The following is a 26,341-nucleotide window of genomic DNA, read 5'->3' on the forward strand; positions in this document are numbered from 1 at the left end:
GCCAAAATAATAGACACATCATCAATACAATAATCTCTGATCATCGATTGAAAAAAATCCATATTGCCCTAATCTAACTTTAAAGTACTAAATAAATTGAGAATTAAGATCTATGTTATTTCATTTGCCAAAGCTTCCGTCTGAAATGAATATCACCCATTTAAATGCACGTTTGAACGAACAGCGCAAAAAGATTGTTCAGGCCACAGCATCTAAATTGGAGTTATTACAGTTTAATCAGCAACTGGCAAAAGAAGCCAAGGCACGAAAAAAATCGGGTCAAAAGATTTATGTGATTGATTTTAATGGTGATGTAAAAGCCTCTGCTGTTGCCCAATTGCGTGAAGAAGTCACTTTGGTTTTGGCTTCTGCAAAAGCTGGGCAAGACCGTGTGGTGGTTCGCCTAGAAAGTCCGGGTGGTATGGTGCATGGCTATGGTTTGGCGGCAGCGCAATTGGTTCGTTTACGCGATGCTGGTTTTCATGTAACGATTACAGTAGATAAAGTTGCGGCCAGTGGCGGTTATATGATGGCATGCATTGCCAATGAAATTGTTGCAGCGCCATTTGCCATTTTGGGTTCAATTGGTGTCGTTGCACAAGTGCCTAATTTTAATCGTTTATTGCGTGAAAACCATGTCGATTTTGAACTGTATACCGCAGGTCAGTATAAGCGTACTGTGACCATGTTTGGTGAAAATACCAAAGAAGGGAAAGCGAAATTTGAAGAAGAATTGCAGCAAACCCACCAATTGTTTAAACACTTTGTTGAAAAATATCGACCAAAATTAAACATAGATAAAGTCGCAACGGGCGAGCATTGGTATGGGCAAGATGCGTTAGATCTGAATTTGGTCGATCAGCTACAAACCTCTGATGCCTTTGTTTTAGAGTTACTGCAGCAGCACGATGTGTACTTAATCGGTACTCGCCGTAAACCTACCTTAGGCGAGAAACTCGGTTTTCAGGCAGCACAAATAACCGATCAACTGATTCCTTCAATGCTAGATAAAATGATAGATTATGCCGCGCGTGCCAATCAATCTTTAGTGCAAATGCGTGATCCAAAACTTTAATCTTTACAATGCTAAAAACAAAAAACCAGATCAATTGATCTGGTTTTTTTTATGGCTGTTCCGTTAAATCATTCAATGAATTTAACGGTCACACCAGCTTTGACTTTACTGCCTAAATCATTGGCATCCCAGTTGGTTAAGCGAATGCAACCATGTGATGCTGTTTTAGAAATGGCTGATGGATTCGGTGTACCGTGAATACCAAAAGATTTTTTACTTAAACCAATCCAAATATTGCCTACAGGACCGTTTGGACCAGGTGGAAGGGTTAATGGTTTTAAGTTTTTACCTTGCACAAAGTTACTTGGTGAATAACCATAGTATGGATTTTTTGCAACGCCAACTACTTTATAGCTTCCAGTCGGAGATGGCGTATCTGAACTACCGATGGTTGCAGGGAATGAACCGACCATTTGGTTGCGATCATTAAATAAATACAGTTGTTTTGCACCTTTGTGCGCAATAATTAAATGAATATTTTCAGATAAGTTATTACGAACATTGGCAACAAGAATTTTTTCGCCTACAGTTTTGAAATTCGCTTTTGGATTCAGTTGCTTTAAAAAAGCTTCATCCATATGGAATTTCTCACCCAGCATTTCAGTGACGCGGGTGTAATACAGGCCTTTCATTTTGGCTTGTAGTGCGTAGTCATGTGGAATACTTGGCGCATATGGACCTTTTAAGTCATCTGCGGTAATGGTGTATTCCATGTAGGCAGGTTTGGTTTGTTTTTCAACCAGCGCATTCCACGTTGCTTGATCCAATTCACCTGTTGCGGTTAAGCCATTCATTTGTTGGAATGATGCCAATGCTTTTAAGGTGTTTTTACCACTTGAACCATCAATTGCCCCTGGCGATGCATGCATATTATTGAGCATCACTTGTGCACGTGCGTACACAGGGAATTGACCTCTGCCAATATTTGAATACCATTCAACATTATTTAAATTATCGAGTGTCCAAGCCGCTTTATTGCTATTGGTTGGCGCTTTGGTATTTTTTTCAGTGGTATTATCAATACGTTTAACCGTATTTGTAACTTGATTTAGATTTTTTTGTTCTTGCTGGCTAATTTGAGCTTCAGATGCCGCAGTATCTGGTTTAACCTCAGAAGCAGCATCACTACCCATCACCTGAGACGCCGCTTTAGTATCTAAAGATAATGGATCGATAGGATCTTCAACAGGCGCAGAGGCTACTTTTTGAGGTGTTAATGGTTGCTCTGCATGAGATGCTGCAAAAGCAGTGTTCAGCATGATGCAGCTTAAACTTACAGCGAGTAATGAGCGAACAAACATTGAATAAAACCTTAAATAAAAAATGTATTTGTGACAAAAAACGTGATCAGTATTACAGAAATTAAAACGTGTTGCATTAATTATTTCGTATCTGTTACGTAGATAAACTTGTGTTATTACACTATTTAATTTGCATGTGTTTATTTAAGTTTAAACACAGACAGATTCTCAATGCTTGTGGTCAACTTAAAATATTGAAAATTCATCTAGATTTTGCAAAAAACATGTTCTATGTCGGTTTGCTGTGAATCTATTGGAAAAATTTACAGTCGATAAAAGGTTTTTGTTATCATATGGCAATTTAAAAAATTGATTGGAAAGAGCGTGACGACTTTAAAAAATGATCGTTTCTTACGTGCGTTATTGCGTGAACCTGTAGATACCACACCTGTATGGATGATGCGTCAAGCAGGCCGCTATTTACCAGAATATCGTGCGACCCGTGCGCAAGCTGGGGATTTTTTATCGTTATGCAAAAACACAGACTTTGCTTGTGAAGTGACGCTACAACCACTGCGCCGTTATGATTTAGATGCAGCCATTTTATTTTCCGATATTCTCACCATTCCCGATGCTTTGGGTTTAGGGTTGTATTTTGAAACAGGCGAAGGGCCAAAATTTAAAAAAACCGTTCGCACTGCGCAAGATGTTGCAGCATTGCCTAAATTAAATGCAAAATCTGACCTTGATTATGTGATGAATGCCGTAACGGCGATTCGCAGTGCGTTGGGTGGCAGTGTCCCTTTAATTGGGTTTTCAGGTAGCCCTTGGACCTTAGCCACTTATATGATTGAAGGCGGTTCAAGTAAAGATTTTCGTTTTACCAAGCAAATGATGTATGCACAGCCCGAAGTGTTACATGCTTTGCTGAGCCATTTGGCCGATTCTGTGATTGACTATTTAAATGCTCAAATTGATGCCGGTGCACAGGCCATCCAAATTTTTGACAGTTGGGGCGGGGCGTTAGCGCATCGCGAATACCAAGCTTTTTCGCTGCAATATATGCAAAAAATTATTGTAGGTTTAAAGCGCGAGCACGAAGGGCGAAAAATTCCGATTATAGTATTTACCAAAGGTGGCGGTCAGTGGTTAGCGCCAATGATTGCAACAGGTGCAGATGCTTTAGGTCTAGATTGGACAACCTCATTAGCTGATGCACGCCAAGCGGTGCAAGGGCGTGTGGCATTGCAAGGAAATTTAGACCCTGCGACTTTATATGGTTCGCCTGCCATTATTCAAGCTTCTGTTCAAGCCATGTTAGACGATGCATATGCTTGCGGTGAAAAAACAGGTTATGTGGCTAATCTTGGGCATGGGATTACTCAGTGGGTTGAGCCTGAACGCGCTAAAGTCTTTGTCGATACGGTACATGAATATAGTGCAAAGTATTTAGGTTAATGCGTTGTTAACTTTATTTACGCAAGGTTTTATTTTTACAGCGCAGCGTGCTATTGCCGCTGCGCTTTTTGGCATTTTGTTATTGCTTGCTTTTGCGCTTAGCGCATCGATGGATGGTCAATCCTTTTTCGGTTTTTATCGTTATGACTATTTATTTTTTGCTGCTGTCGCAATTCAACTGTTGATGCTGTATTTTCATTTAGAAACTTTGGCTGAAGCCAAAGTAATTGCTTTATTTCATGTTATGGCAATGGTGATGGAGTTGATCCTCACCGATCCCCATGTGGGTTCATGGCAGTATCCTGAACCTGCGGTGTTAAAAATTCTTACAGTGCCGTTATTTGCAGGCTTTATGTATTCGGCAATTGGAAGTTTTTTTGCGCGTGCCATTCGTTTATTTGAGGTGTCATTTCAAAAATTACCACCGTCTAATCACATGCTGTGCTTGGCCATTGTGTCCTATATTAACTTTATGAGTAAGTTTTTTATTCATGATTTACGCAGTATTTTATTTGTGTGGAGCATCGCTATTTTTTGGAAGACCAAGGCAACCTTAAGAATAGATCAGCGCAGCTATCAAATCCCAATGTTATTGTTACTGGTTTTCTTGGCTTTTTTAATTTGGATTGCTGAAAATATTAGTACCTTTTATGATATTTGGGTCTATCCAAATCAAGAAAATGGTTGGCAAGTGGTTTGGTGGGGGAAAATTGGCTCTTGGTATTTGTTATTGTTATTAAGTTTGGTGCTCATTTTAAAAATTTTGGGTCAGCGAGATAAACAAGGTACTTGGACAATCAATACTATGGCCAATAAAAAAGGCAAGTAAGATTGACTTGCCTTCATTTCATCGCGGACTTGAATTAATAACTTTCAGGCACGGCAGTTAAAAACTCACGACGTGCATCAGCATCGGTTTTAAAATCACCGATAAATGACACAGTGCGAGTGGTTGAGCTTTGCTTGCCTACACCACGCATCATCATACACATATGTGCCGAGTCAATCACAACGGCCACACCGCGCGCTTGCGTAACTTCTGCCACCGCTTCGGCAATTTGCTGAGTTAGGTTTTCTTGGATTTGTAAGCGACGTGCGAACATTTCGGTAATACGTGCAAACTTAGAAAGACCTAATACGTTGCCTTCGGGTAAGTATGCAATGTGAACACGACCATAAAATGGCAATAAATGATGTTCACATAAAGAATAAAATTCAATGTTTTTGACCAACACCATTTCACGGTTGTCTGATGGAAACACCGCGTTATTGGTTACTTCTTCAAGGCTTTTGTCGTAGCCCGATGTCAAATACGAAAACGCTCTAGCGGCACGAATAGGGGTGTCTTTTAAGCCCGGGCGATTTAGATCTTCACCAACGGCTGTGAGTATTTTTTCGTAAGATTGCTGCATGGACATAAGACGTATTGACTTACTCGGTTAAACAAGCTGAGTATTGTAGCAGAAACATGACCTGATGTTCATAGCTCATCTTGCTATTTTATAGACTTGCAGTTTTTAGCTTAAATAGCACAGATGTCTATTGGTTCAAATCAACCGATCAAACCCAAATATAAACTTAAGTTTATAAACAACAGGCTCGTTTTCTGTGAATCTTTATGCTAAATCTAGAATGAGAGATATACATCTTAACGTAGATTATCCACGCCAAATTAAATGAACGTCATTTTTTTCAGCTAGAGAAATACTTTGATGTATACAGCATGAACATAAAAATAGGTTGGCATTATATTTGCTAATGTATTTTTTGAAGAGATAAGTCGACCGAGGCACAAGGAGAAAACATGTTAGAACGCCCAATCAGTTTCTTTTTTCGTGGGCAGACCCACCAGGTTCAACATGTTGCGCCAACCACAACCGTACTACAGTTTTTACGTGAATATACACAGAACAAAGCGCGCCAAACAGGTACCAAAGAAGGTTGTGCAGAAGGAGATTGTGGAGCCTGCACCGTTGTCATCGGCGAGTTGGTGGGTGAACAATTGCAATTGCGTAGTGTCAATGCGTGTATCCAGTTTTTACCGACATTGGATGGAAAAGCACTATTTACCGTGGAAGATTTACAACATCTGGTGCCATCGACTGAAAATAATTTACATCCTGTACAACAAGCAATGGTTGAGTTACACGGTTCGCAATGTGGTTTTTGTACACCCGGTTTTATCATGTCGCTGTGGTCGATGTATGAAAACGAAGCACAAGTCCCTTCAAAGGACACAGTCAGTGATTATATCTCAGGGAATTTATGCCGTTGTACTGGCTACCGTCCAATTTTAGATGCTGCGCAAAAATCGTTTGATTATCCTAAAGCCATGTTAGCACGCCAGAATATTATTGATGCACTCAAAAAAATTCATGCTTTACCTGCCTTGCAACTTGAATATCAAGGTCAGCAATTTTTTGCACCGAAAACTGTAGACGATTTTGCTGCATTACGTCAGCAATATCCGCAAGCACGCATCGTGGCAGGCAGTACCGATGTTGGACTTTGGGTCACTAAAATGGGACGTGATTTAGGCGATATGCTGTACATTGGACAAGTTCAAGAATTAAAGAAAATTGCGATTGAAAATCATCATTTGTTGATTGGTGCAAATGTCAGCCTGAGTGATGCACTTTCTAAAATCGCTGAAATTTATCCAGATTTTAAGGAATTACAACGTCGTTTTGCCTCAATGCCGATTAAAAATGCGGGTACGCTTGGTGGGAATATTGCCAATGGTTCGCCAATTGGCGATTCAATGCCAGCTTTAATTACGCTGGATACCGTCTTGCGTTTACGCCATGGTGAACAAACCCGAGACATCGCATTAGAAGATTATTATTTGGATTATCAAAAAACTGCGTTGCAGGCAGGTGAATTTGTCGAAGCGATTCTAATTCCAATTCGTGAAAAACAGGCTGCGTTTAAATTTGCGACCTATAAAATTGCCAAACGCTATGAACAAGATATTTCGGCAGTGTGTGCGGCAGTTAGCTGTGAACTGGATGACCATCAAGTGGTGCAATCCATCAAAATTGCATTTGGTGGAATGGCGGCCATTCCAAAACGTGCCAAACATGCCGAAGCGGTGTTGTTGGGGCAAGTGATGTCTGCTGAAACCATTGCCGCAGCACAAGTTGCCATGGCAGAGGATTATCAACCTTTAAGCGATGGACGAGCGAGTAGTGCTTATCGCTTACAGGTCGCACAAAACTGTTTACAACGTTTTTATTTAGAAAAGATTGAAGAGACGCCAATCGCCCGTGTGGATGATTTGATTGCTTTGGTGGAGGTGTAACATGAATCAGTCTGTAGAACATTTAAACATCCCCAAAAAATCAGCCAAAGCGGGCGATTCGATTCCACATGAAAGCGCACATTTACATGTGACCGGGCAAGCAACCTATATAGATGATTTGCCTGAGCTTGAAAATACCTTACATTTGGCTGTGGGGTTTTCTAAATGTGCCAAAGGCAAAATCACGACTTTCGATTTAAGCGCCGTTCGTGCTGCTGAAGGTGTTTATGCGGTTTATAGTGCAGATGATGTCACGATTGAAAACAATTGGGGGCCCATTGTTAAAGATGATCCGATCTTTGCCAAAGATCAGGTTGAATTTTATGGTCAGGCTTTATTCGTTGTCGCTGCCAAAACTTATCAACAAGCAAGACAAGCAGTGCGTTTGGCAAAAATTGAATATGCCGCAGACATCCCAATTTTAAGCATTCAAGATGCCATTGAGCAGGAGTCTTGGGTGTTGCCACCTGTCGATTTCAGTCACGGTGAAGTGGATGCTGCCTTTGCAACGGCAGCGCATCAGCTCAGTGGTCAAATTGAATTGGGTGGGCAAGAACATTTTTATTTGGAAGGTCAAATTTCCTATGCTGTGCCACAGGAAGATACAACCCTAAAAGTCTATTGTTCGACCCAACATCCAACTGAGATGCAATTACTCATCTGTCATGCATTGGGCTACCATATGCATCAGGTCAGTGTTGAAGCACGTCGTATGGGCGGTGGCTTTGGTGGTAAAGAATCACAATCAGCGCAATGGGCATGTATTGCTTCTTTGGTGGCACAAAAAACAGGTCGTCCAAGTAAATTGCGTTTAGACCGTGACGATGATATGAGCTCAACCGGTAAACGTCATGGTTTTGCCTATGAATGGTCGGTGGCGTTTGACGATGATGGACTGTTACAAGGTTTAAAAGTGCAATTGGCATCCAATTGTGGTTTTTCAGCCGATTTATCTGGTCCTGTGAATGAGCGTGCGATTTGTCATATTGGTAATGCCTATTATCTAAATGCAGTGCAACTGCGTAATTTACGCTGTAAAACCAATACGGTATCCAATACGGCTTATCGTGGTTTTGGTGGTCCGCAAGGCATGTTTGCAATAGAAGTCATCATTGATGATATTGCTCGACATTTAAAGATCGATCCGGTTTCTGTCCGTCAACGTAATTTTTTTGCAGAACAGCCAGGCAACGGTCGTGACCACATGCATTATGGTGCAGAAGTTAGAGATAACGTTGCACCTAAAATAGTGGAAGAATTATTACACAGCAGTCAATATCACGCACGCAAACAGGCGATTGCACAATTTAATCAGCACAATACAACCATTAAACGAGGGATTGCATTAACGCCATTGATGTTTGGTATTTCATTCAACGCTGTACATTATAACCAAGCCGGTGCGCTGGTTTATGTGTACATGGATGGCACAGTCGCGATTACGCATGGCGGAACAGAAATGGGACAGGGCTTATATACCAAAGTCCGCCAAGTCGCTGCGCATGAATTAGGACTCCCGATTGAACAAGTTCGATTGATTGCGACCGATACTTCACGTGTACCCAATACCTCAGCTACGGCGGCATCGAGTGGGGCGGATTTAAATGGTAAAGCGGTGCAAAATGCCTGTATTAAAATTCGTGAGCGTTTAGCCAAACTTGCGGCTGAAATTAGCCAAAGTGGTACAGATCAAATTCAGTTTGAAAATAGTACAGTCACTACGGGCAATGGACAATCATTTAATTTTAATGATTTGGTCAATCGTGCTTATATGGCACGGGTACAATTGTGGGATAGCGGTTTCTATAAAACTCCTGAAATTCATTATGATCAAGTCAACCATTTAGGTCGTCCATTTTTCTACTATGCCTATGGTGCAGCGGTGAGTGAAGTAGCGATTGATACCCTCACTGGCGAAATGAAAGTGTTACGTACCGATATTTTGCATGATGTTGGGCGTTCGATTAACCCAGCCATTGATATTGGACAGATTGAAGGTGGATTTATTCAAGGCATGGGTTGGTTAACCACTGAAGAGCTATATTGGCAGCCACAAGGGCCGCATGCAGGGCGTTTATTCACCCATGCGCCCTCGACCTATAAAATTCCAACCAGTGCTGATATTCCGCATGTGTTCAATGTCAAATTATTTGATAATCAAAATGCGGCAGATACCATTTATCGTTCTAAAGCTGTTGGTGAGCCACCATTCATGCTGGGTCTTTCGGTATTTTCTGCCATTCGTCAGGCCGTACAAGCGGCGATTCCTGACAATGCACCGCTTGAGTTAAATGCACCTGCAACAGCAGAAGAAATCCTGCGTGCGATTGCGATTGGTCGTGGGCATGCTCTTGCAGATCAGCCACAGCCAAGACTTCGCTAGTTGGAAGGTTGGTGATGCAACAACATTTACAGTGGTGGACTGATTTAAACGGTTGGGCGAATGATGAGCGCCCAATGGTTTTGGTTAGCGTGGTTCGTGCCGATGGTTCAACCCCAAGAGAAGTCGGTGCCAGCATGTTGTTAAGGTTTGATTCCCAGCAACAGTGGCAACAGTCCGATACCATTGGCGGTGGGCATCTTGAGTTTCAAGCTATTGATATTGCACAAGCCATGCTAACAGGATCAGAGCCGCGCATCCGTTTTGTCGAGCGTTTTAATTTAAGTGCGCGTTTGGGACAATGTTGTGGCGGAGTGATGTGGCTGTTATTTGAAAAGATAGCGCCGAGCAAAGATGACCTGCTTGCTTATCATCAGGCATGGCAAACTGGTCAAACGATTGTGCGCTCTACTCGACTTGATCAGGCTTCAACGTGGCATATTGGAACACATCAACCACTCCACAGCACGCCCAAATTTGATCAAAGCAATACCGCTTGGCAGTGGACGCAAACGGTTCAACCTTATGCGATGCGAGTCATGATTTTCGGGGCAGGGCATGTCGGCGAAGCGATTGTGCGCTGTTTGCTCCCGATTGGGGTACAAATCACTTGGGTGGATAATCGTGATGATATATTCCCGCAAGATGTGCAGAATCAGGTGCGTTGTATCAGTAGCGATGTTCCCGAAGCCGAAATCACGCATTTTGACCGATCGGGTGCAATTTTAATTCTCACCCATGATCATCAGTTAGATTTACAATTGTGTTTTGAAGCACTGAAACCGACACAGCAACCCTTTGCTTATGTGGGAATGATTGGCTCGAAAAGTAAGCGCGCCATTTTTGAAAAACGTATGCAAGCTAGAGGTTATACTGAAACTGAATTGCAGCGTCTGGTCTGTCCCATCGGAATAGATGGAATTACATCCAAACAACCCGCGATTATTGCAGTTTCAGTGGTCGCTGACCTGCTTCAGTTGTTTGATCGCAAGAAATGATTCAAGTGAATCATTTCTTAGCGTCATATTTTGGATTTTTTTCTGCACGTTTGAGTAAAACCAATACCGCACCTGTACCGCCTTGGTTTTCAGGTGCGCTGACAAACGCTAGTACATCGCGATGTTGACGTAACCAACCATTCACATAAGTTTTTAAAATCGCTTCAGGGCCTTTGCCATGTACAATTTTAATCACATTTTGATTTTCATTTTTTGCGATTTGAAGAATCTGTAAGACCGCTGAACGTGCCTGCTCAACAGTGCAACCATGTAGATCGACCGCTTCAAACCAGCGTAATTTTCCTGCTTTTAAATCTTCAAAGACTTTGTGCTGCAAGGTTGCAATGCGATAGCTTAAGCTTGCTTGACTCGCAACAGGGTTCAAAATGGCTTGTGTATCTGAAATTTCAGTCATTTCAGTGTCAGCACCGCCTTCTGCTGCTGCACGCTTTGCCAGTGTTTGAGCATCAACTTTTTTACTACGGCTTGGTTTAATATCGGCGATATTGCCATGATCGATGGGTTTTACACCTTGCAATGCCTTACTAAAGAGTTGGCTGTCATCCTCAGTTGGGACTTCAGGGCCATTGTAAATAGGTTGTTTATTGGCCGTCTGTTGCTTGGCTGGTTTTTCCTGGCCGTTCGAGATTTGTTTTTTAAACTCTTTTAACAAATCTTGTTGGGCTTTGGAGAGAGAAGTGTCGTGTTTGCTCATGATTACGATAAAAAATCACAATAAAGAAAATGATTAAGATCATTATAGGATTAAAAGAGGAATAAATAAAAAGATCAAACTATTCAATAACAATAGAATCACTTATCCTTAGAAACAAAATGATTCTATTGTTATCAAAAAAATTAAAGTTGTTGTGGTGTGCCGAACAGATCTGTAAATGCTTGATCTGGTCGAGCTTGCTTCATAAAACTTTCGCCGACTAAAAATGAGTGAATGTCATGCGCTTGCATCATTGCAACATCAGCAGGGGTGGCAATGCCACTTTCGGTAATCAGTAAGCGTGAAGGTTCGAGTAATTTTTTCAAACGAATTGATGTATTTAAATCCACATCAAAGGTTTTTAAATTACGATTATTCACACCCAACAAACAACGTTCATCTAATTTTAAAGCACGCTCTAATTCGGCTTCGTCATGCACTTCAACCAAAACGTCAAGATCATATTCAAATGCAGTTTTTGACATTTCTTCAAGCTGTTGATCAGACAAACACGCCACAATCAATAAAATACAGTCTGCTTGTAAAGCACGAGCCTCAATCACATTATAAGGATCAACTAAAAAATCCTTACGCAACGCTGGAAGCTTACAATGGTTTCTGGCAATCGCGATATTTTGGTCAGCACCCTGAAAGAAATCGACATCGGTCAGCACAGACAAACAAGCTGCACCGGCCTGTTCATATTGCTCAGCAATTTCAGCAGGATTAAAGTCCGCACGAATCACACCTTTAGATGGCGATGCTTTTTTAATTTCCGCAATCACACCAGGGCGTTTACTGCGTAAAGACGCTGCAAAACCACGCACTGGCGTGGCTTGTTTTGCCCATTCCTCAACATCTTTTAGACTGCGTTGTTTTAAACGATCTGCCAATTCTTGATGTTTGCGATCAACGATTTTACCCAAAATGGTATTTTGAATTTGAATCATTTGGATAACCTCAGTGGCTTGCGTATTCTTTAAGTGCTTTGGTAAATTCAGACAAAATACTCATTTTTTCAAGTGCTTGTCCGCCGTAAATAATATCGTGCGCTAAGGCCACACCTTGTTTGTACGATGTGCTTAAGCCCGACACATATAGCCCTGCGCCCGCATTTAAAGCAATCATATGTGCGGCTTTTTCGCCAATATCCGATTTGTTTCGACCTAATGCATCTTTAATGAGTTTTAAACTTTCCGATGCATCTGCAACCATTAAACCCGTTAATGTTTGTGATTCAATCGCCACATCTTCAGGATGAAGCGTCCATTCGGTAATATCACCATGTTTAAGTTCGGCAACGTAGGTTGCTGCAGCTAAACTGATTTCATCGAGCCCATCTTTAGAATGCACCACCATGACGTGCTCAGCACCAAGTTGTTTCATGACTTCAGCAATTGGGCGACAAAGTTCATCTGAAAAAACACCAATCACAAAGCGTTTTACTCCAGCCGGATTAGTGAGTGGACCAAGCATATTAAAAATGCTTCGAATACCCAGTTCACGACGTGGTCCGACTGCATATTTCATGGCTTTATGATGATTCGGTGCGAATAAAAAACCGATGCCCATTTCACGTATGCAGCGTTCAGTTTGTTGCATATCTAAATCAAGCTGAATGCCTGCTTGCTCAAGTAAATCGGAAGAACCCGATTTACTTGAAACCCCACGATTACCATGTTTGGCAATGCTTGCACCTGCGGCAGCAATCACAAAACTGGCAGCGGTAGACACATTAAACAGGTTTTGACCGTCACCGCCTGTGCCGACGATATCGACCAAATAAGGAATGTCGCTGACATCAATTTTAATGGCAAATTCACGCATCACCCGTGCAGCGGCAGTAATTTCATCAATACTTTCGCCTTTCATGCGTAGTCCCATCATCAGCGCACCAATTTGTGCTTCTGTGGCTTCACCTTGCATGATGCTACGCATGACATCTTCCATTTGCGCTTGGGTCAAATGAATATTTTTAGTGATGAGATTTAACGCCTGTTGAATATTCATTTATGCATAAATCTCTAAAAAATTCTTGAAGATTTGGTGTCCATGCTGGCTTAAAATGGATTCAGGATGGAACTGCACCCCTTCAATAGGCAGGGTTTTGTGTTTGACACCCATAATTTCTTCCATCGAGCCATCTGTTTCATTGGTCCAACAGGTCACTTCTAGGCAGTCAGGCAAGCTTTCTTGTTCAATCACCAAAGAGTGATAGCGCGTGGCGGAAAATGGTGACGGCAAATGGCTAAAAATACCTTGATCTGAATGATACATGTCGGATAAACGACCATGCATCACGGTTTTTGCCCGCACAATATTGCCACCAAAGGCTTGACCGATCGCTTGATGCCCAAGGCAGACCCCCAGTAAGGGAATTTTCCCTGCAAAATGATGAATGGCAGCAATCGAAATTCCAGCTTCAGTCGGTGTGCAAGGGCCGGGACCAATGACCAAATATTTTGGCTGCCATCGTTCAATGTCCTCTAATGTGACTTCATCATTGCGAACTACTTTTACTTCTTGGTTTAACTCGCCAAAATATTGCACGATGTTATAGGTAAAAGAGTCGTAATTGTCCAACATCAGAAGCATTTTAATTCAACCTTTTGAAATTTAAATAAATATCCTTTTTAACTTTTATGGTTACTCTTAAAAACGAGTCGTTTTTAAAGTTTGGAGTAAAAAAAGCCATTTGGTTAAGTCACTACTTTATCAGAATTTATCTCACTTGTGACAGGCTTATAAATACAATGCAGCAACGCCTCAATAAAAAAATCGCGCAATGCTTCAATGAACTATTTCGATTGAAAAACTTTGAGTCAACATTGACAGTCAATTTGCTAGATTTAAAAAAGCAAATTACGTTGCAAGCCGCAACAAAAATGCATTGAATGTAGGTTTTTATCGTCATCTGTTATTCATATTGAACAATGAATTTATGGTGTGTGAAGATCCATATTGCATTTAACGAAAGGTCTAAATCTTATTTATGCTTTTTTTTGGTCAGCTAATTTTTAGTTCAGTTGATGCTTAAATCATCAAAAAAACACGGCTGAAAATAGGGCTGCTAAAAACAGCGATGGATTTATAAATTTATGCACTATTTTGGTGTGTTTGTGCTAACTTTAAAATCACTGTATCGCGTAAAATGCTAGAATATGGTGCATTTTAAGGATGCAACGTATAACGCAGTAGAAATACGATGCTTAAATCTATTTTATATATATAGTTATGCATAGATTGACTCGGTTTTTATAAGTTGGCACGGGAGTTGCTTTATTACGTACAACTTGTAACACGCACTGCATAAGTGCAATAAAAATACTTTATTGGAGCATAAAGAACATGGCGAACAAGGTCCTTGAACTCATCGAAGAAAGTGGCGCTAAATGGGTCGATTTTCGCTTTACAGATACTAAAGGTAAAGAGCAGCACGTAACTTACCCTGCAGATTCAATTGATGAAGATACTTTTGAAGACGGCAAAATGTTTGATGGTTCTTCAATTGCAGGTTGGAAAGGCATTGAAGCATCTGACATGATTTTGCGTCCAGACGCAGAAACTTGCTTCCTTGACCCATTCTTTGCAGAAGCAACAGTGGTTGTGACTTGTGATGTGATCGAGCCATCTACTGGTCAAGGTTATGAGCGTGACCCACGTTCAATTGCGCATCGTGCAGAAGAGTACTTAAAATCTACAGGAATTGGTGATACTGCATTCTTTGGTCCTGAACCAGAATTTTTCGTATTTGACGAAGTGAAGTGGGACATCGACATGTCTGGCGCGCGTCACACGTTAATTGCTGAAGAAGCGGCTTGGTCTACAGGTAAAGATTACGAATCAGGTAACTCAGGTCACCGTCCACGCGTTAAAGGTGGTTACTTCCCAGTTCCTCCTGTAGATTCTCATCACGATATGCGTGCAGAAATGTGTGCGAAAATCGAAGACATCATGGGCCCTGGTCGTGTAGAAGTACATCACCACGAAGTTGCATCTTGCCAATTAGAAATTGGTGTCAGCTTCAACACTATGGTTCGTAAAGCGGACGAAGTACAACAGTTCAAATATGCAGTTTGGAACGTTGCGCACCAATATGCAAAAACTGCAACCTTTATGCCTAAACCAATGGTTGGCGATAACGGTTCTGGTATGCACGTTCACATGTCAATCTCTAAAGATGGCAAAAACTTGTTTGCTGGTGATGAATATGCAGGCTTGTCAGAAATGGCATTGTTCTTCATTGGTGGTGTAATTAAACATGCTCGTGCATTGAACGCAATTACTAACCCATCTACCAACTCTTATAAGCGTTTGGTTCCACACTTTGAAGCGCCAATTATGTTGGCTTACTCAGCGCGTAACCGTTCTGCATCTATCCGTATTCCTTACGTGTCTAGCCCGAAAGGCAAACGTATTGAAGCACGTTTCCCAGATCCAATGATGAACCCATACTTAGGTTTTGCTGCATTGTTGATGGCGGGTATTGATGGTATTCAAAACAAAATCCATCCAGGTGAAGCAGCAGACAAAAACTTGTATGACTTACCTCCTGAAGAAGAAGCTCAAATCCCAACAGTTGCGCACAGCCTAGAAATGGCGTTAGAAGCGCTTCAAGCGGATCACGAGTTCTTGTTAAAAGGTGGCGTGTTCACAAAAGAAATGCTAGATGCTTATATCGAATTGAAAATGGAAGACGTTCGTCGTTTAAATACAACAACGCATCCAGTTGAATTTGATATGTACTATAGCCTGTAATTGGGTTATAAAAAGAAGCTCGCTTTATGCGGGCTTTTTTTATATCTATAAACTTTATCCTAAAAATATTTTGGCTTGATGTGCTTAGCATCTAAGCGATTTATGGCGCAATTTTTCATTCAGTTTCAATTTATCTGAAATCCGCAGGCTTTAATGGTCCTTTTCCCGTAGATATCCTGTAACGTAAATTTGTATTTTACCAAGTTGTTTTGAGCGTTATTTTTAATACACAGATTCGAAATTTAAAGCGATGTTATGCTATTATAATCGGCTATATTTTTTGATATTAGCTTCCTTTTTTTGAAGTTAAATTTGATGTGTTAATACAAAAGTAGTCTGTAACTACTGAGTACGAAGGAGTATGCATGAGCGTATCGGAAATTCGACCGATTGCCATTGAGGATGAACTCAAAAACTCATATCTTGATTATGCAATGAGTGTTATTGTTTCTCGTGCATTGCCTGATGTAAGAGATGGCCTGAAACCTGTTCATCGTCGTGTGCTATATGCCATGCACGAGCTGGGCAACGACTATAACAAAGCCTATAAAAAATCTGCCCGTGTTGTCGGGGATGTGATTGGTAAATATCACCCACATGGTGATTCTGCGGTTTATGAAACCATTGTTCGTATGGCGCAAGATTTTAGCTTGCGTTATATGTTGGTCGATGGTCAGGGTAACTTTGGTTCTGTCGATGGTGACAGTGCAGCAGCTATGCGTTATACCGAAGTGCGCATGCAAAAGCTGACCCACGAAATTTTAGCCGATCTTGAAAAAGACACGGTCGATTGGGAAGACAACTACGATGGCTCTGAGCGTATTCCTCAGGTCATGCCAACGCGTATTCCAAATCTCTTAATTAACGGTACTACTGGTATTGCTGTAGGTATGGCAACCAATATGGCACCGCATAACATGACTGAAGTCATTAATGCTTGCCTTGCTTATGCCGATAATCCAAATATTACTGTTGAAGGATTGATGGACTATATTACTGGTCCAGATTTTCCAACTGGCGGTATTATCTATGGTAAATCGGGCATTGTTGATGCTTACCGTACAGGTAAAGGCCGTCTACATATTCGCGGTAAATATCATTTTGAAGAAGATGAGAAAACCGGACGTACCACTATTGTATTTACCGAAATTCCATATCAAGTCAATAAAGCTAAAACCATTGAGCGTATTGCTGAATTGGTTAAAGAAAAGAAACTTGAAGGCATTTCTGAACTACGTGATGAGTCAGACAAAGAAGGCATGCGTATTGCCATTGACTTAAAACGTGGTGAAAATGCAGAAATTGTGGTCAATAATTTATTCTTGCATACGCAGCTTCAAAACTCATTCAGCATTAACATGGTTTGCCTAGACAATGGCCAACCTAAATTAATGAACTTAAAAGATATTATTGCGGCATTTATTCGTCATCGTCAAGAAGTGGTGACGCGCCGTACCATGTTTGAATTGCGTAAAGCGCGTGAACGTGGTCATATCTTAGAAGGTTTAACGGTTGCGTTAGCAAATATTGACCAAATTATCGACACCATTAAAGCATCTGCCAATCCAAGCGAAGCGCGTGAGCGTTTGCTTGCTGGTGAATGGGCTGCGGGTGGTGTGGTTGCGTTGCTTGAAAAAGCGGGTGCAATTTCAGTACGTCCAGACGAAATTGAAGGTGAAGATAAAAACCGACCATTTGGGCTTTCTGAGCAATTGTATCGTTTGTCTCCAACGCAAGTTGGTGCAATTTTAGAATTGCGTTTGCATCGTTTAACCGGTTTAGAGCAAGATAAACTTCACGCAGAATATACTGAAATTTTGGCACAAATTGCTGAATTAACTGCTATTTTGAACGACTTTAACTTGTTGATGGCGGTCATTCGTGAAGAGTTGGCGCTTGTTCTACAACAATATGGCGATGAACGCCGTACACAAATTGTGGAATCGGGGGTAGATTTCTGCCGTGAAGATTTAATTCCTGAAGAGCAAGTGGTGTTGACTGTTTCCAAAACAGGTTATGCCAAAACTCAGCCGCTGTCTGATTATCAAGCGCAGCGCCGTGGTGGTCGTGGTAAATCTGCAACCAGCATGAAAGAAGACGATTACATTCAGCATTTAATTGTCACTTCAAACCATGCAACGGTATTATGCTTTACCAATGTGGGTAAAGTGTATCGCCTACGTGCCTTTGAGGTTCCGCAAGCTTCGCGTGGTGCTAAAGGTCGTCCAATGGTGAACTTGTTGCCGTTGGATGCAACCGAAACCATTACCGCCATTTTGCCTGTAACTGAATTTCCTGAAAATCATTATGTCTTTATGGCAACAGCATCAGGCACCGTGAAACGAGTTGAGTTATCTCAATTTGCCAACATTCGTGCCAATGGTTTACGTGCCATTGAATTTAATGATGAAGACACCTTAATTGGTGTGGCTATCACCGATGGTCAGCAGCAAATTATGTTGTTCTCGAACGAAGGTAAAGCCATTCGTTTTGCAGAAACTGACGTCCGTGCAATGGGGCGTAGTGCTAAAGGTGTACGTGGTATGCGTGTTAGCTTAGCATCTGCGGTAGACAGTGAAGAAACCGATGTAGATAACGATGACGCGGACGACAGCGAAGATTCAACAGAATCGAATGTGGTTAGCCGTATTGTATCTTTAGTGGTTGTTCCTGAAACCGGCGAAGTGTTGTGTGCAAGTACCAATGGTTACGGTAAACGTACACCAGTCGACGATTTCCCAACCAAAAAACGTGGTGGTAAAGGCATTATCGCCATTAAAACCTCAGAACGTAATGGTGAATTGGTCGGTGCTGTGTCCATTGATGCAAGCAAAGAGTTGATGCTCATTTCTGATGGTGGAACGTTGGTGCGTACGCGTGCTTCAGAAGTTGCAACCACAGGCCGTAATGCGCAAGGCGTTCGTTTAATTCGATTAAGTGATGCTGAAGTGTTGGTGGGTGTTGTTTCAATTGAAGCAGTAGAAGATGATGAAATCTTGCTGACTGAAGAAGTTGAAGGCGAAGTGATCGTAAAAGATGAAAATCAAACCGCTGAGCCGGATGCTGAATAATACTATTCCTTCTAGCGTTATGTTTTAACGTGGTAGCGCATTAAAAAAGAACCTCACATGAGGTTCTTTTTTTTTGAGAGATTTAAAATGAATAGTAATTTTATAAGGCTAAAAATCCATCGTAAAAAATAGAAAAAATAAAAAGCCGACACTTAAAATATATTGAGTGTCGGCTTTTATCTTTATATTTGATTTACTGCGGTTGAATAATCTTTTTTAGAATATCGGCAAGCACATCAAATTCGCTGTGGAGCGGGGTACTTTTACGCGTAACCAGCGCAATAGTTCGGGTTGGCGCATTTTCAATATGTTTCACTTGCAGGCTATTATCGTATTGCAGCATTTGCCGTTGCAATGCAATTTCTGGCAAAAGCGTATAGCCCAAGTTAGATGAAACCATTTCAACCAGTGTTGGTAGCGAGCTGGCTTTTAAATGATGATCATTTTTGCGCTCGCCCAAAGGACAGGCACTTAAAACGTGGTCGCGCAAACAATGACCTTCTTCTAACAACATTAAGCGAGACAGATCTAAATCATCCAGATCGGTTGCGCGAACGCTTTGCTGATCTGATTTATTGTGGACTAAAACCAAATCCTCTTTTGCAATTTCTGCAACTTTTAAGCCTCTTGTGTCAAAAGGAAGCGCCAAAATAATCATGTCAAGATTGCCGTGTTCTAAGCGCTCAACAATTTTTTCACTTTGGGCTTCGTGTAAATGTAATTGTATTTTTGGAAGTTGACGATGCACTTCATCTAAAAGTTGAGTCAGAATAAACGGTGCAACCGTAGGAATAATGCCTAAATGCAAATCGCCAGTTAAGGGTTCACTCATTTCGCGGCTCAGACGCATTAAGTCTTGCGCATCGGCAAGCAGCACGCGTGCACGGCCAACCACTTGTTCTCCTAACGGGGTTAATCTTACATTTTGACGATCTCGTTCAACCAAAACGCCACCTAAAAGTCGTTCAAGCTCCATAATTCCACCAGATAAAGTGGATTGGGTTACGAAGGAACGGCGCGCTGCCTCGGTAAAGTGCAATGTTTCAGACAGCGTAACTAAATAAGAAAGCTGTCTTAAAGAGGGTAATGCAGCCATAATGTCCTAGTACTTTTAAGATTTAAAATGAGAAGAAAATAAGTCACTCAAGTGTGGAATGAAATGTGCTGGGATATCATGCCCCATTCCGGCAATTAATTCAAACTTTGCACCTTTAATTGCACGAGCAACACTTTGTCCATGTTTGGGTCTTAATAAGCCATCGCGTGCACCATGCACCACTAAAGTGTCTTGTTGAATTTGTTTATTCCATGGATAAAGCGATCCGCTACATAATATGGCTAAAAGCTGTTGAAGTACACCTCTGGGTGAGTAACTGCGCCGATAAGCACGTTGCGCCATGTGTTTTACTTCTGAAAATTGGGTGAAATTAGGCGATCCGATTAATTTATACAGTTTGACGGATTGTTGAATAATCTCATCTTCATGGTTAGGGCGTTTCTGCAACAGCATTTTTAATTGTCTAAAGCCGGGTGTGGGCAAAAAAGGGCGATTATTACTGGTAAACAGTAAGCCGAGTTTTTGAACTTTTTGGGGATATTTCGCAGCTAAAATTTGGGCAATCATACCGCCCATAGAGGCACCAAGCACATGGCACGGTTGAATTTGAAGATGATCAATCAGTAATGCCACATCATCGGCCATATCTTCAAGATTATAGGGCGCACCATGATTTTTTAAACCCACGGCAAAGCGCGCCATGAACACCAATAATTGTTTTGATGAAACGCTAGACGATTGCACTTTGGAAGATAAACCAACATCGCGGTTATCAAAACGGATCAGGCAAAAGCCCTGATCAATCAGCGCTTTGCAAAAAGCATCTGGCCATAAAATCATTTGTGCCCCAAGCCCCATGATCAATAAGATACATGGATGCTCAGGATTACCGCCAATTTCGACATGCAATTGCAGGCCGTTGTCTAAATTGACGGTAGTTTCTTGCATAAAACTAGATTCAGAAGAAGGTTTCAATACGAGCGATGTGTTCATTTAAACCTCCTCATTATGGTGTAATTTTATTAAACCTGAGCAGGAATTAAATCAGGTACTAATTTTGTTAAGCTTAGCCGCTGTTTTGCAGCTGTTGCACCCAACAAAACGAAACCACGCAACATATTTTCACTGTCGATGGCTTTGGATACTAAACCATCTTCTAAATATTCAGTTTCCCAATTTACAACAACATTTTGCGGTGGCGGCAAGACGGTTAACGGTGCAGCAGGAGTTTTGACTGCAACGGGCATGGCAGGGTAGTGAACCTGCGTATGTTCACCTGCCAAGGTTTTCGCAAGGGCGCGTGCTTGCTGCATTAATGGCATTACATATGGAAGTAAGGTGCCATTGACTTCAGCACAGTCACCGAGCGCATAAATATGCTGCAAATTGGTTTGCATAAGGGTGTTGGTGATAATGCCACGGCTGGTATTTATACCCGTTTGTTTTGCAAGTTCAATATTGGGTTGCAAACCAATCGCGCAAATAACAGCATCGGCTTCTATACTATGACCATTGGCTAAAGTAATTAAATAATGCTGATCTATTTTGCTTACACGGTCGACCGTGGTTTCTAAAATAAAGCGCACGCCAGATTGTTGTAGTTTTTGTTGGAAGGCTGAAGCAACATGTGCGGGCAATAAACGACCCAAAGGTTGCGGCGCTAAATCAATCACTGTTGCTGCGTGTCCCGCTTGATGCAAATCGTTTGCAAATTCACAGCCAATTAAACCTGCCCCTAAAATGACAATCCGTTGTTGTTGCTGTAAATCTAAATGTTCGCGAAAAGCGCGGTAATCGGTTAAAGAATTGATCAGGTGGATATCATCACTACCATCGCCTGAAATGGCAAGGCGAATCGGATTTGCACCAACAGCAAGAATTAATTGACTAAATTCGAGTTCAAAAGTTTGCTGGTTTTGTGTATAGCTTAATGTGTGTTGTTCGGAATCAACGGCAGTCACCCAAGCATGGGTAATAATTTGCATATTCAGCTGTTCGGCCATTTTATTGGCATCCGCCAATGCAATTTGTGTGGGATGCTTATTGCTTGCCAGTGCATTGGATAAGGTCGGCTTAGCGTAACTTGCGCCATCATCGGCACAAAGCATAATTAACGGCTGCTCTTTATTAAGTTTTCTGTATTCTCGAGCTAGGGTATAGCCTGCCATACCAGAGCCAATAATAATCATGGGCTGCATAGTCACTCCAACAAATTAAAGGTATAAAAAAAGACCATGCACTGACATGGCCTTTACATATTAAATTTCAATCATTTCAAAATCGGCTTTAGATACGCCACAATCTGGGCAAGTCCAATCTTCAGGAACGTCTTCCCAAGCTGTTCCCGGTGCAATACCATCATCAGGCCAGCCCGCTGCTTCGTCGTAAATCCATCCACAAACGATGCATTGATATTTTTTCATGTGTTTCTCCAAAGTGCTGATGGGGATTTAGCCTGTCAGCCTGTATGTTCAGCAAGGTTTACAGTTATTTTACAACATGTCGATGCTTTTACCTTATGAAATATCGAATCAAGCGAAGGATTTAAGTGATTTTTGATATAGATATTGTGTATGCCCAGACGAAAGTTTGAATCATTTTGATTTTATTAGAATTGCTTAGACTAAAGTGTGAGTGTGAAAAAAATATAAAACTTTATAATGTTTGCTCTAAAAATAAATTGCTTTTATTTTATTAATATAATAATCAATAATTTATGTATTTTTATTGCTCGGTTAGATGCGAAAATTTGTATTCGAACTGGTCTTTAATTAGAAAAAAGATTAAAATTAGATCAAATTTAGTTATGTTGTGTTATTACCATGAATTTTGCTCAGACCTTTTGGACTCAGATTCGTACAGTTCCTAATTTTCCAAAAGCAGGAATTTGTTTTTATGATTTGACTCCATTATTGGTCAATCACATTCAAGAATTAGCCGAAGCTTTGGTTGCAAGTATTCCTGCTGAACAAATTGCTCAAGTCGACAGCTTTGTTGCGGTTGAAGCGCGTGGTTTTGTATTGGCAAGCTTTTTAGCACAACATTTGAACAAAGGTTTAATCTTGGTTCGTAAAGCAGGTAAGTTACCACCGCCAGTTGTAGGCGTGGGATATAGCCTAGAATATGGTGTCGACAAACTTGAAATGTCTGCCAACTTAGAGCCACAAAACGTTATTTTAGTCGATGATGTTTTGGCAACTGGTGGAACCTTAAAGGCAGTACATAGCTTGGCTGAGAAATGTCATATGACTGTTTTGGGTGCATCTATTTTACTTGATTTAGACGATGTTCATGCAGATTTAGGCATGAAAGTGTGGTCGGTTGTTAAAGAAAGCGAAAAACCAAAACAAGTTGCCGTGGCTTAAACGGAACGATTTTAAAAAGCTGACTGTGTGTCAGCTTTTTTTTACATATTTAAATTTTTACGATATTGGATGAATCCAGCATTTTGCGCAATTTGGTCGTATAAATGGCGTGCCGCTGCATTACTTTCGTGGGTTAGCCAATAGACGCGTGAGCATTCGGCTTCATTTGCAGTTGCGTAAACATTTTCAATCAGTTGTTGCCCAATTTTTAATCTTCTATAATTTGAGTCGACAAATAAATCTTGTAAATAACAATAATTGCCAACAGACCATGTGCTGCGATGAAAAATAAAATGAACAAAACCAATCAGCTTGCCTTCATGTTCCATGACATGACAAAACACAGGTTCGTTAATATCTAAAAAACGTTGGAAAGTGGTTTTGCTGACCTCGTCCGTTAATTGCGTTGAGTAAAATTGTTGATAGCCCTGCCAAAGCGTGAGCCATTCTGGGTAATCGGCAATTTGAACGGCTCGAATATACATCAGCATTGTGTCCTTTTTTATGTTGTAATATTTTCTTTGAATCAAAATAACATTATTTTTTTGTAGAATATAGTGTGTTTTCAAAATGTTGGATTAATAAATTAAGGTGCTCTGGATGTTCTAAACGGTGGTAGCCACCTGCATAAGTATGCACAATCATAAAACGTTCTAAAACCGACAAGGTTTGGTGCATATCTAAAACTTCATCGGCCAATTCAAGATAGGCAAATTGTGGAATGTCGTGTTCTAAATCGGACTCTTGAAGGGCGGGATAGTCACTTCGAAAACGTGGCGCTAAACTGGGATTTGCCACAATGGCAGGCAGTTGATAATCCAAAGACATTTTGAGTGCCCAATAGCCGCCCACGCCATGACCAACCAATAAATCTGGTTTAATGGTCTGAATCATATTTCTATAAAACGCATAGACCGTATCAAAATTTAAGTTTCTATAATCAACATCAATGCAATATTTTTGGCGCGATGCAATCGCGTGGAATTTTGTGGATTGTTTAGATGAGTCTAAGCCGTGGAAAAATAAAATTTTAGTGTTATTCATTTTCATTGTTGTGATTTCATCTTGTATTGCTGAAAAATCAGATAAAAACATGTACGTGATCTATAAAATACGTTAATTCACTAGGTATTCTACGGATGTTTTGCCGCACTGAAAGTTAGCGAATGGTCTAAGATCAACTTTGGTTTAACTAAAAAACTAAAATGTTGATTTTTTGCGAGCAAACTCGCACAAGATACTCGAAAAATAATGGAATTCTGCTATGCTATGTGGCTTCTTTTTACTATTTTTTCGAGGCAGAGATGACGCAACACAACGCTCAATCGACTTCTGAACCCGCTATTTCCGAAAACGATTTAATTGCACAGCGTCATGCCAAATTAAAGCAAATTCAAGAAAAGGCGCTTGAGTCAGGTCAAAGCCCTTGGCCAAACACCTTTAAACGTGAACATTACGCAGCCGATTTACAATCTCAGTTTGAGCATTTATCAAAACAAGAAATTGAAGCTGGCGAAAAAGTTTATGTAAAACTGGCTGGCCGTGTCATGTTAAACCGCGGTTCGTTCATGGTTTTACAAGATATGACTGGACGTATTCAGTTATATGTCGACCGTAAAGGTTTGCCGGCAGAAACACTAGAAACCATTAAAAGCTTAGATTTGGGCGATATTATTGCTGCATCAGGTTATATTGGTCGTTCGGGTAAAGGCGATTTATACGTGCATTTGGAAGGTTTTGAGTTATTAACCAAATCGTTGCGTCCATTACCCGATAAATTCCACGGTTTAAGCGACACAGAAGCGAAATATCGTAAGCGTTATCTCGACTTAATTGTGAATGAAGAAACCCGTAAAACCTTTGAAATTCGTGCCAAAGTGGTTGCTGGTATTCGTCAATATTTAGCAGACCAACGTTTTATGGAAGTTGAAACCCCAATGATGCATATCATTCCGGGGGGCGCATCGGCTCGTCCATTTGTGACGCATCACAATGCCTTAGACATGGATTTGTATTTGCGTATTGCACCTGAACTTTATTTAAAGCGTTTGGTTGTCGGTGGTTTTGAGCGTGTGTTCGAAATTAACCGTAACTTCCGTAACGAAGGGGTGTCTACGCGTCATAACCCTGAATTTACCATGATTGAATTCTATCAAGCCTATGCTGACTATAAAGACTTGATGGAATTAACCGAAAATATGCTAGAAAAATTAGCGCTTGATATTTTAGGTTCTACCGATGTGCCTTATGGCGAAGAAGTGTATAGCTTCAAAGGCCCATTCAAGAAAATTTCAATGTTTGATGCCATTTTAGAGCATAACCCAAGCTTTACTCCTGAAAACGTCAATGACCGTGAATTCTTAGCCAAGTTCACCCAAGAGGTGTTAAAAGAGCAAGTGAAACCTGGTTTTGGTTTAGGGAAATTGCAGACGATTGTGTTTGAAGAAACAGTTGAAACTCAATTACGTCAGCCAACCTTTATTACTGAATATCCTGCTGAAACTTCTCCATTGGCACGCCGTAACGATCATAATCCACATATTACTGACCGTTTCGAGTTCTTCATTGGTGGTCGTGAATTGGCAAATGGTTTTAGCGAGTTAAATGACCCAATTGACCAAGCAGAGCGTTTCCAAGCCCAAGTGGCTGAAAAAGATGCGGGTGATGATGAAGCCATGCATTACGATGCAGACTTTATCGAAGCGCTTGAATATGGCTTGCCGCCAACAGCAGGTCAGGGTATCGGTATTGACCGCTTAGTGATGTTGTTTGCCAATGCGGCAAGTATTCGTGATGTATTGTTATTCCCGCATATGCGCCGTAAAGACGTTTAAGCGACTACATTTTAAAAAACCTCAGTCATTTATTGGCTGAGGTTTTTTTGTTTTTTAATTAAGTTAGGGCATGAAAATGTAATTACAA

Annotated in this window: 22 protein-coding genes; 10 read left to right on the forward strand and 12 right to left on the reverse strand. The window is 41.0% G+C overall.

From position 1 onward, the window contains the following. Positions 1 to 112 precede the first annotated feature (112 nt). Positions 113 to 1,075, forward strand: coding sequence for a protease SohB (sohB, locus tag I2F62_RS03500; RefSeq protein ID WP_324625635.1), 963 nt, complete (start codon positions 113 to 115; stop codon positions 1,073 to 1,075). A 68-nt stretch (positions 1,076 to 1,143) separates the two neighbouring features. On the opposite strand, the gene I2F62_RS03505 is transcribed toward sohB, so the two are convergent. Beyond that, the gene (locus I2F62_RS03505; RefSeq protein WP_324625636.1) at positions 1,144 to 2,376 is read right to left on the reverse strand and encodes a L,D-transpeptidase; all 1,233 of its coding nucleotides are present in this window, start codon (positions 2,374 to 2,376) and stop codon (positions 1,144 to 1,146) included. Between the two features lie 324 nt (positions 2,377 to 2,700). On the opposite strand from I2F62_RS03505, the gene hemE reads away from it, so the two are divergent. Together hemE and I2F62_RS03515 are read left to right on the forward strand one after the other, a co-directional pair. After that, positions 2,701 to 3,774, forward strand: a complete 1,074-nt coding sequence (gene hemE, locus I2F62_RS03510) for a uroporphyrinogen decarboxylase (RefSeq protein ID WP_324625637.1) — start codon at positions 2,701 to 2,703, stop codon at positions 3,772 to 3,774. Between the two features lie 4 nt (positions 3,775 to 3,778). Beyond that, on the forward strand, positions 3,779 to 4,603 hold the full coding sequence (locus I2F62_RS03515; RefSeq protein WP_324625638.1) for a DUF817 family protein: 825 nt from the start codon (positions 3,779 to 3,781) through the stop codon (positions 4,601 to 4,603). 34 nt (positions 4,604 to 4,637) lie between these two features. Here I2F62_RS03515 and folE read toward each other — a convergent pair whose 3' ends face one another. Then, positions 4,638 to 5,186, reverse strand: a complete 549-nt coding sequence (gene folE / locus I2F62_RS03520; protein WP_324625639.1) for a GTP cyclohydrolase I FolE — start codon at positions 5,184 to 5,186, stop codon at positions 4,638 to 4,640. Between the two features lie 392 nt (positions 5,187 to 5,578). On the opposite strand from folE, the gene xdhA reads away from it, so the two are divergent. Genes xdhA through xdhC form a run of 3 tightly spaced genes read left to right on the forward strand, consistent with a single transcriptional unit; the run spans position 5,579 to position 10,453 of the window. Beyond that, positions 5,579 to 7,075: a xanthine dehydrogenase small subunit gene (gene xdhA / locus I2F62_RS03525; protein WP_324625640.1), complete on the forward strand. Its 1,497-nt coding sequence runs from the start codon at positions 5,579 to 5,581 to the stop codon at positions 7,073 to 7,075. A gap of 1 nt (position 7,076) precedes the next feature. Next, entirely contained in the window at positions 7,077 to 9,458 is a 2,382-nt protein-coding gene (gene xdhB, locus I2F62_RS03530; protein WP_324625641.1) for a xanthine dehydrogenase molybdopterin binding subunit, read from the forward strand. A gap of 14 nt (positions 9,459 to 9,472) precedes the next feature. Continuing rightward, positions 9,473 to 10,453 carry a xanthine dehydrogenase accessory protein XdhC gene (xdhC, locus tag I2F62_RS03535; protein WP_324625642.1) on the forward strand — a complete coding sequence of 327 codons (981 nt, stop codon included), beginning with the start codon at positions 9,473 to 9,475 and terminating at the stop codon, positions 10,451 to 10,453. Between the two features lie 10 nt (positions 10,454 to 10,463). Here the strand turns inward: xdhC and I2F62_RS03540 are convergent, their stop codons facing one another. The 4 genes from I2F62_RS03540 to I2F62_RS03555 form a co-directional block, all read right to left on the reverse strand. Then, a complete protein-coding gene (locus tag I2F62_RS03540; protein WP_324625643.1) occupies positions 10,464 to 11,168 on the reverse strand; it encodes a Smr/MutS family protein in 705 nt (234 codons plus the stop codon). 143 nt (positions 11,169 to 11,311) lie between these two features. After that, positions 11,312 to 12,118, reverse strand: a complete 807-nt coding sequence (gene trpC / locus I2F62_RS03545) for an indole-3-glycerol phosphate synthase TrpC (RefSeq protein WP_324625644.1) — start codon at positions 12,116 to 12,118, stop codon at positions 11,312 to 11,314. Positions 12,119 to 12,128: 10 nt separating this feature from the next. Next, positions 12,129 to 13,178 carry an anthranilate phosphoribosyltransferase gene (gene trpD / locus I2F62_RS03550; protein ID WP_324625645.1) on the reverse strand — a complete coding sequence of 350 codons (1,050 nt, stop codon included), beginning with the start codon at positions 13,176 to 13,178 and terminating at the stop codon, positions 12,129 to 12,131. Further along, positions 13,179 to 13,763: an aminodeoxychorismate/anthranilate synthase component II gene (locus tag I2F62_RS03555; RefSeq protein WP_324625646.1), complete on the reverse strand. Its 585-nt coding sequence runs from the start codon at positions 13,761 to 13,763 to the stop codon at positions 13,179 to 13,181. A 753-nt stretch (positions 13,764 to 14,516) separates the two neighbouring features. Between I2F62_RS03555 and glnA the strand changes: the two genes are divergently transcribed. Both glnA and gyrA read left to right on the forward strand, forming a co-directional pair. Beyond that, positions 14,517 to 15,926 carry a type I glutamate--ammonia ligase gene (gene glnA / locus I2F62_RS03560; RefSeq protein WP_324625647.1) on the forward strand — a complete coding sequence of 470 codons (1,410 nt, stop codon included), beginning with the start codon at positions 14,517 to 14,519 and terminating at the stop codon, positions 15,924 to 15,926. A gap of 365 nt (positions 15,927 to 16,291) precedes the next feature. Then, a complete protein-coding gene (gene gyrA / locus I2F62_RS03565; protein WP_324625648.1) occupies positions 16,292 to 18,997 on the forward strand; it encodes a DNA gyrase subunit A in 2,706 nt (901 codons plus the stop codon). 193 nt (positions 18,998 to 19,190) lie between these two features. Here the strand turns inward: gyrA and oxyR are convergent, their stop codons facing one another. From oxyR to rubA, 4 genes are read right to left on the reverse strand one after another with little or no spacing between them, the layout of a single operon-like run. Then, positions 19,191 to 20,093, reverse strand: a complete 903-nt coding sequence (oxyR, locus tag I2F62_RS03570; protein ID WP_324625649.1) for a LysR family transcriptional regulator OxyR — start codon at positions 20,091 to 20,093, stop codon at positions 19,191 to 19,193. A gap of 15 nt (positions 20,094 to 20,108) precedes the next feature. After that, positions 20,109 to 21,047: an alpha/beta hydrolase gene (locus I2F62_RS03575; RefSeq protein WP_324625650.1), complete on the reverse strand. Its 939-nt coding sequence runs from the start codon at positions 21,045 to 21,047 to the stop codon at positions 20,109 to 20,111. Between the two features lie 29 nt (positions 21,048 to 21,076). Next, a complete protein-coding gene (locus I2F62_RS03580) occupies positions 21,077 to 22,252 on the reverse strand; it encodes an FAD-dependent oxidoreductase (protein WP_324625651.1) in 1,176 nt (391 codons plus the stop codon). Positions 22,253 to 22,312: 60 nt separating this feature from the next. Next, on the reverse strand, positions 22,313 to 22,477 hold the full coding sequence (gene rubA / locus I2F62_RS03585; RefSeq protein WP_324625652.1) for a rubredoxin RubA: 165 nt from the start codon (positions 22,475 to 22,477) through the stop codon (positions 22,313 to 22,315). A 399-nt stretch (positions 22,478 to 22,876) separates the two neighbouring features. Between rubA and I2F62_RS03590 the strand changes: the two genes are divergently transcribed. Then, positions 22,877 to 23,419 (forward strand): adenine phosphoribosyltransferase, encoded by a 543-nt coding sequence (locus I2F62_RS03590; protein ID WP_324625653.1) that lies wholly within the window; start codon positions 22,877 to 22,879, stop codon positions 23,417 to 23,419. 41 nt (positions 23,420 to 23,460) lie between these two features. Here the strand turns inward: I2F62_RS03590 and I2F62_RS03595 are convergent, their stop codons facing one another. Further along, a complete protein-coding gene (locus I2F62_RS03595; protein ID WP_324625654.1) occupies positions 23,461 to 23,904 on the reverse strand; it encodes a GNAT family N-acetyltransferase in 444 nt (147 codons plus the stop codon). Positions 23,905 to 23,956: 52 nt separating this feature from the next. Then, positions 23,957 to 24,469: a YqiA/YcfP family alpha/beta fold hydrolase gene (locus I2F62_RS03600; RefSeq protein ID WP_324625655.1), complete on the reverse strand. Its 513-nt coding sequence runs from the start codon at positions 24,467 to 24,469 to the stop codon at positions 23,957 to 23,959. A gap of 254 nt (positions 24,470 to 24,723) precedes the next feature. On the opposite strand from I2F62_RS03600, the gene lysS reads away from it, so the two are divergent. After that, complete coding sequence (lysS, locus tag I2F62_RS03605; protein WP_324625656.1) at positions 24,724 to 26,253, forward strand: lysine--tRNA ligase; 1,530 nt, start codon at positions 24,724 to 24,726, stop codon at positions 26,251 to 26,253. The last annotated feature ends 88 nt before the right edge of the window (positions 26,254 to 26,341 follow it).

This window comes from Acinetobacter sp. MD2(2019) (assembly GCF_035615615.1).
In the GTDB taxonomy this organism is placed as follows: Bacteria; Pseudomonadota; Gammaproteobacteria; order Pseudomonadales; family Moraxellaceae; genus Acinetobacter.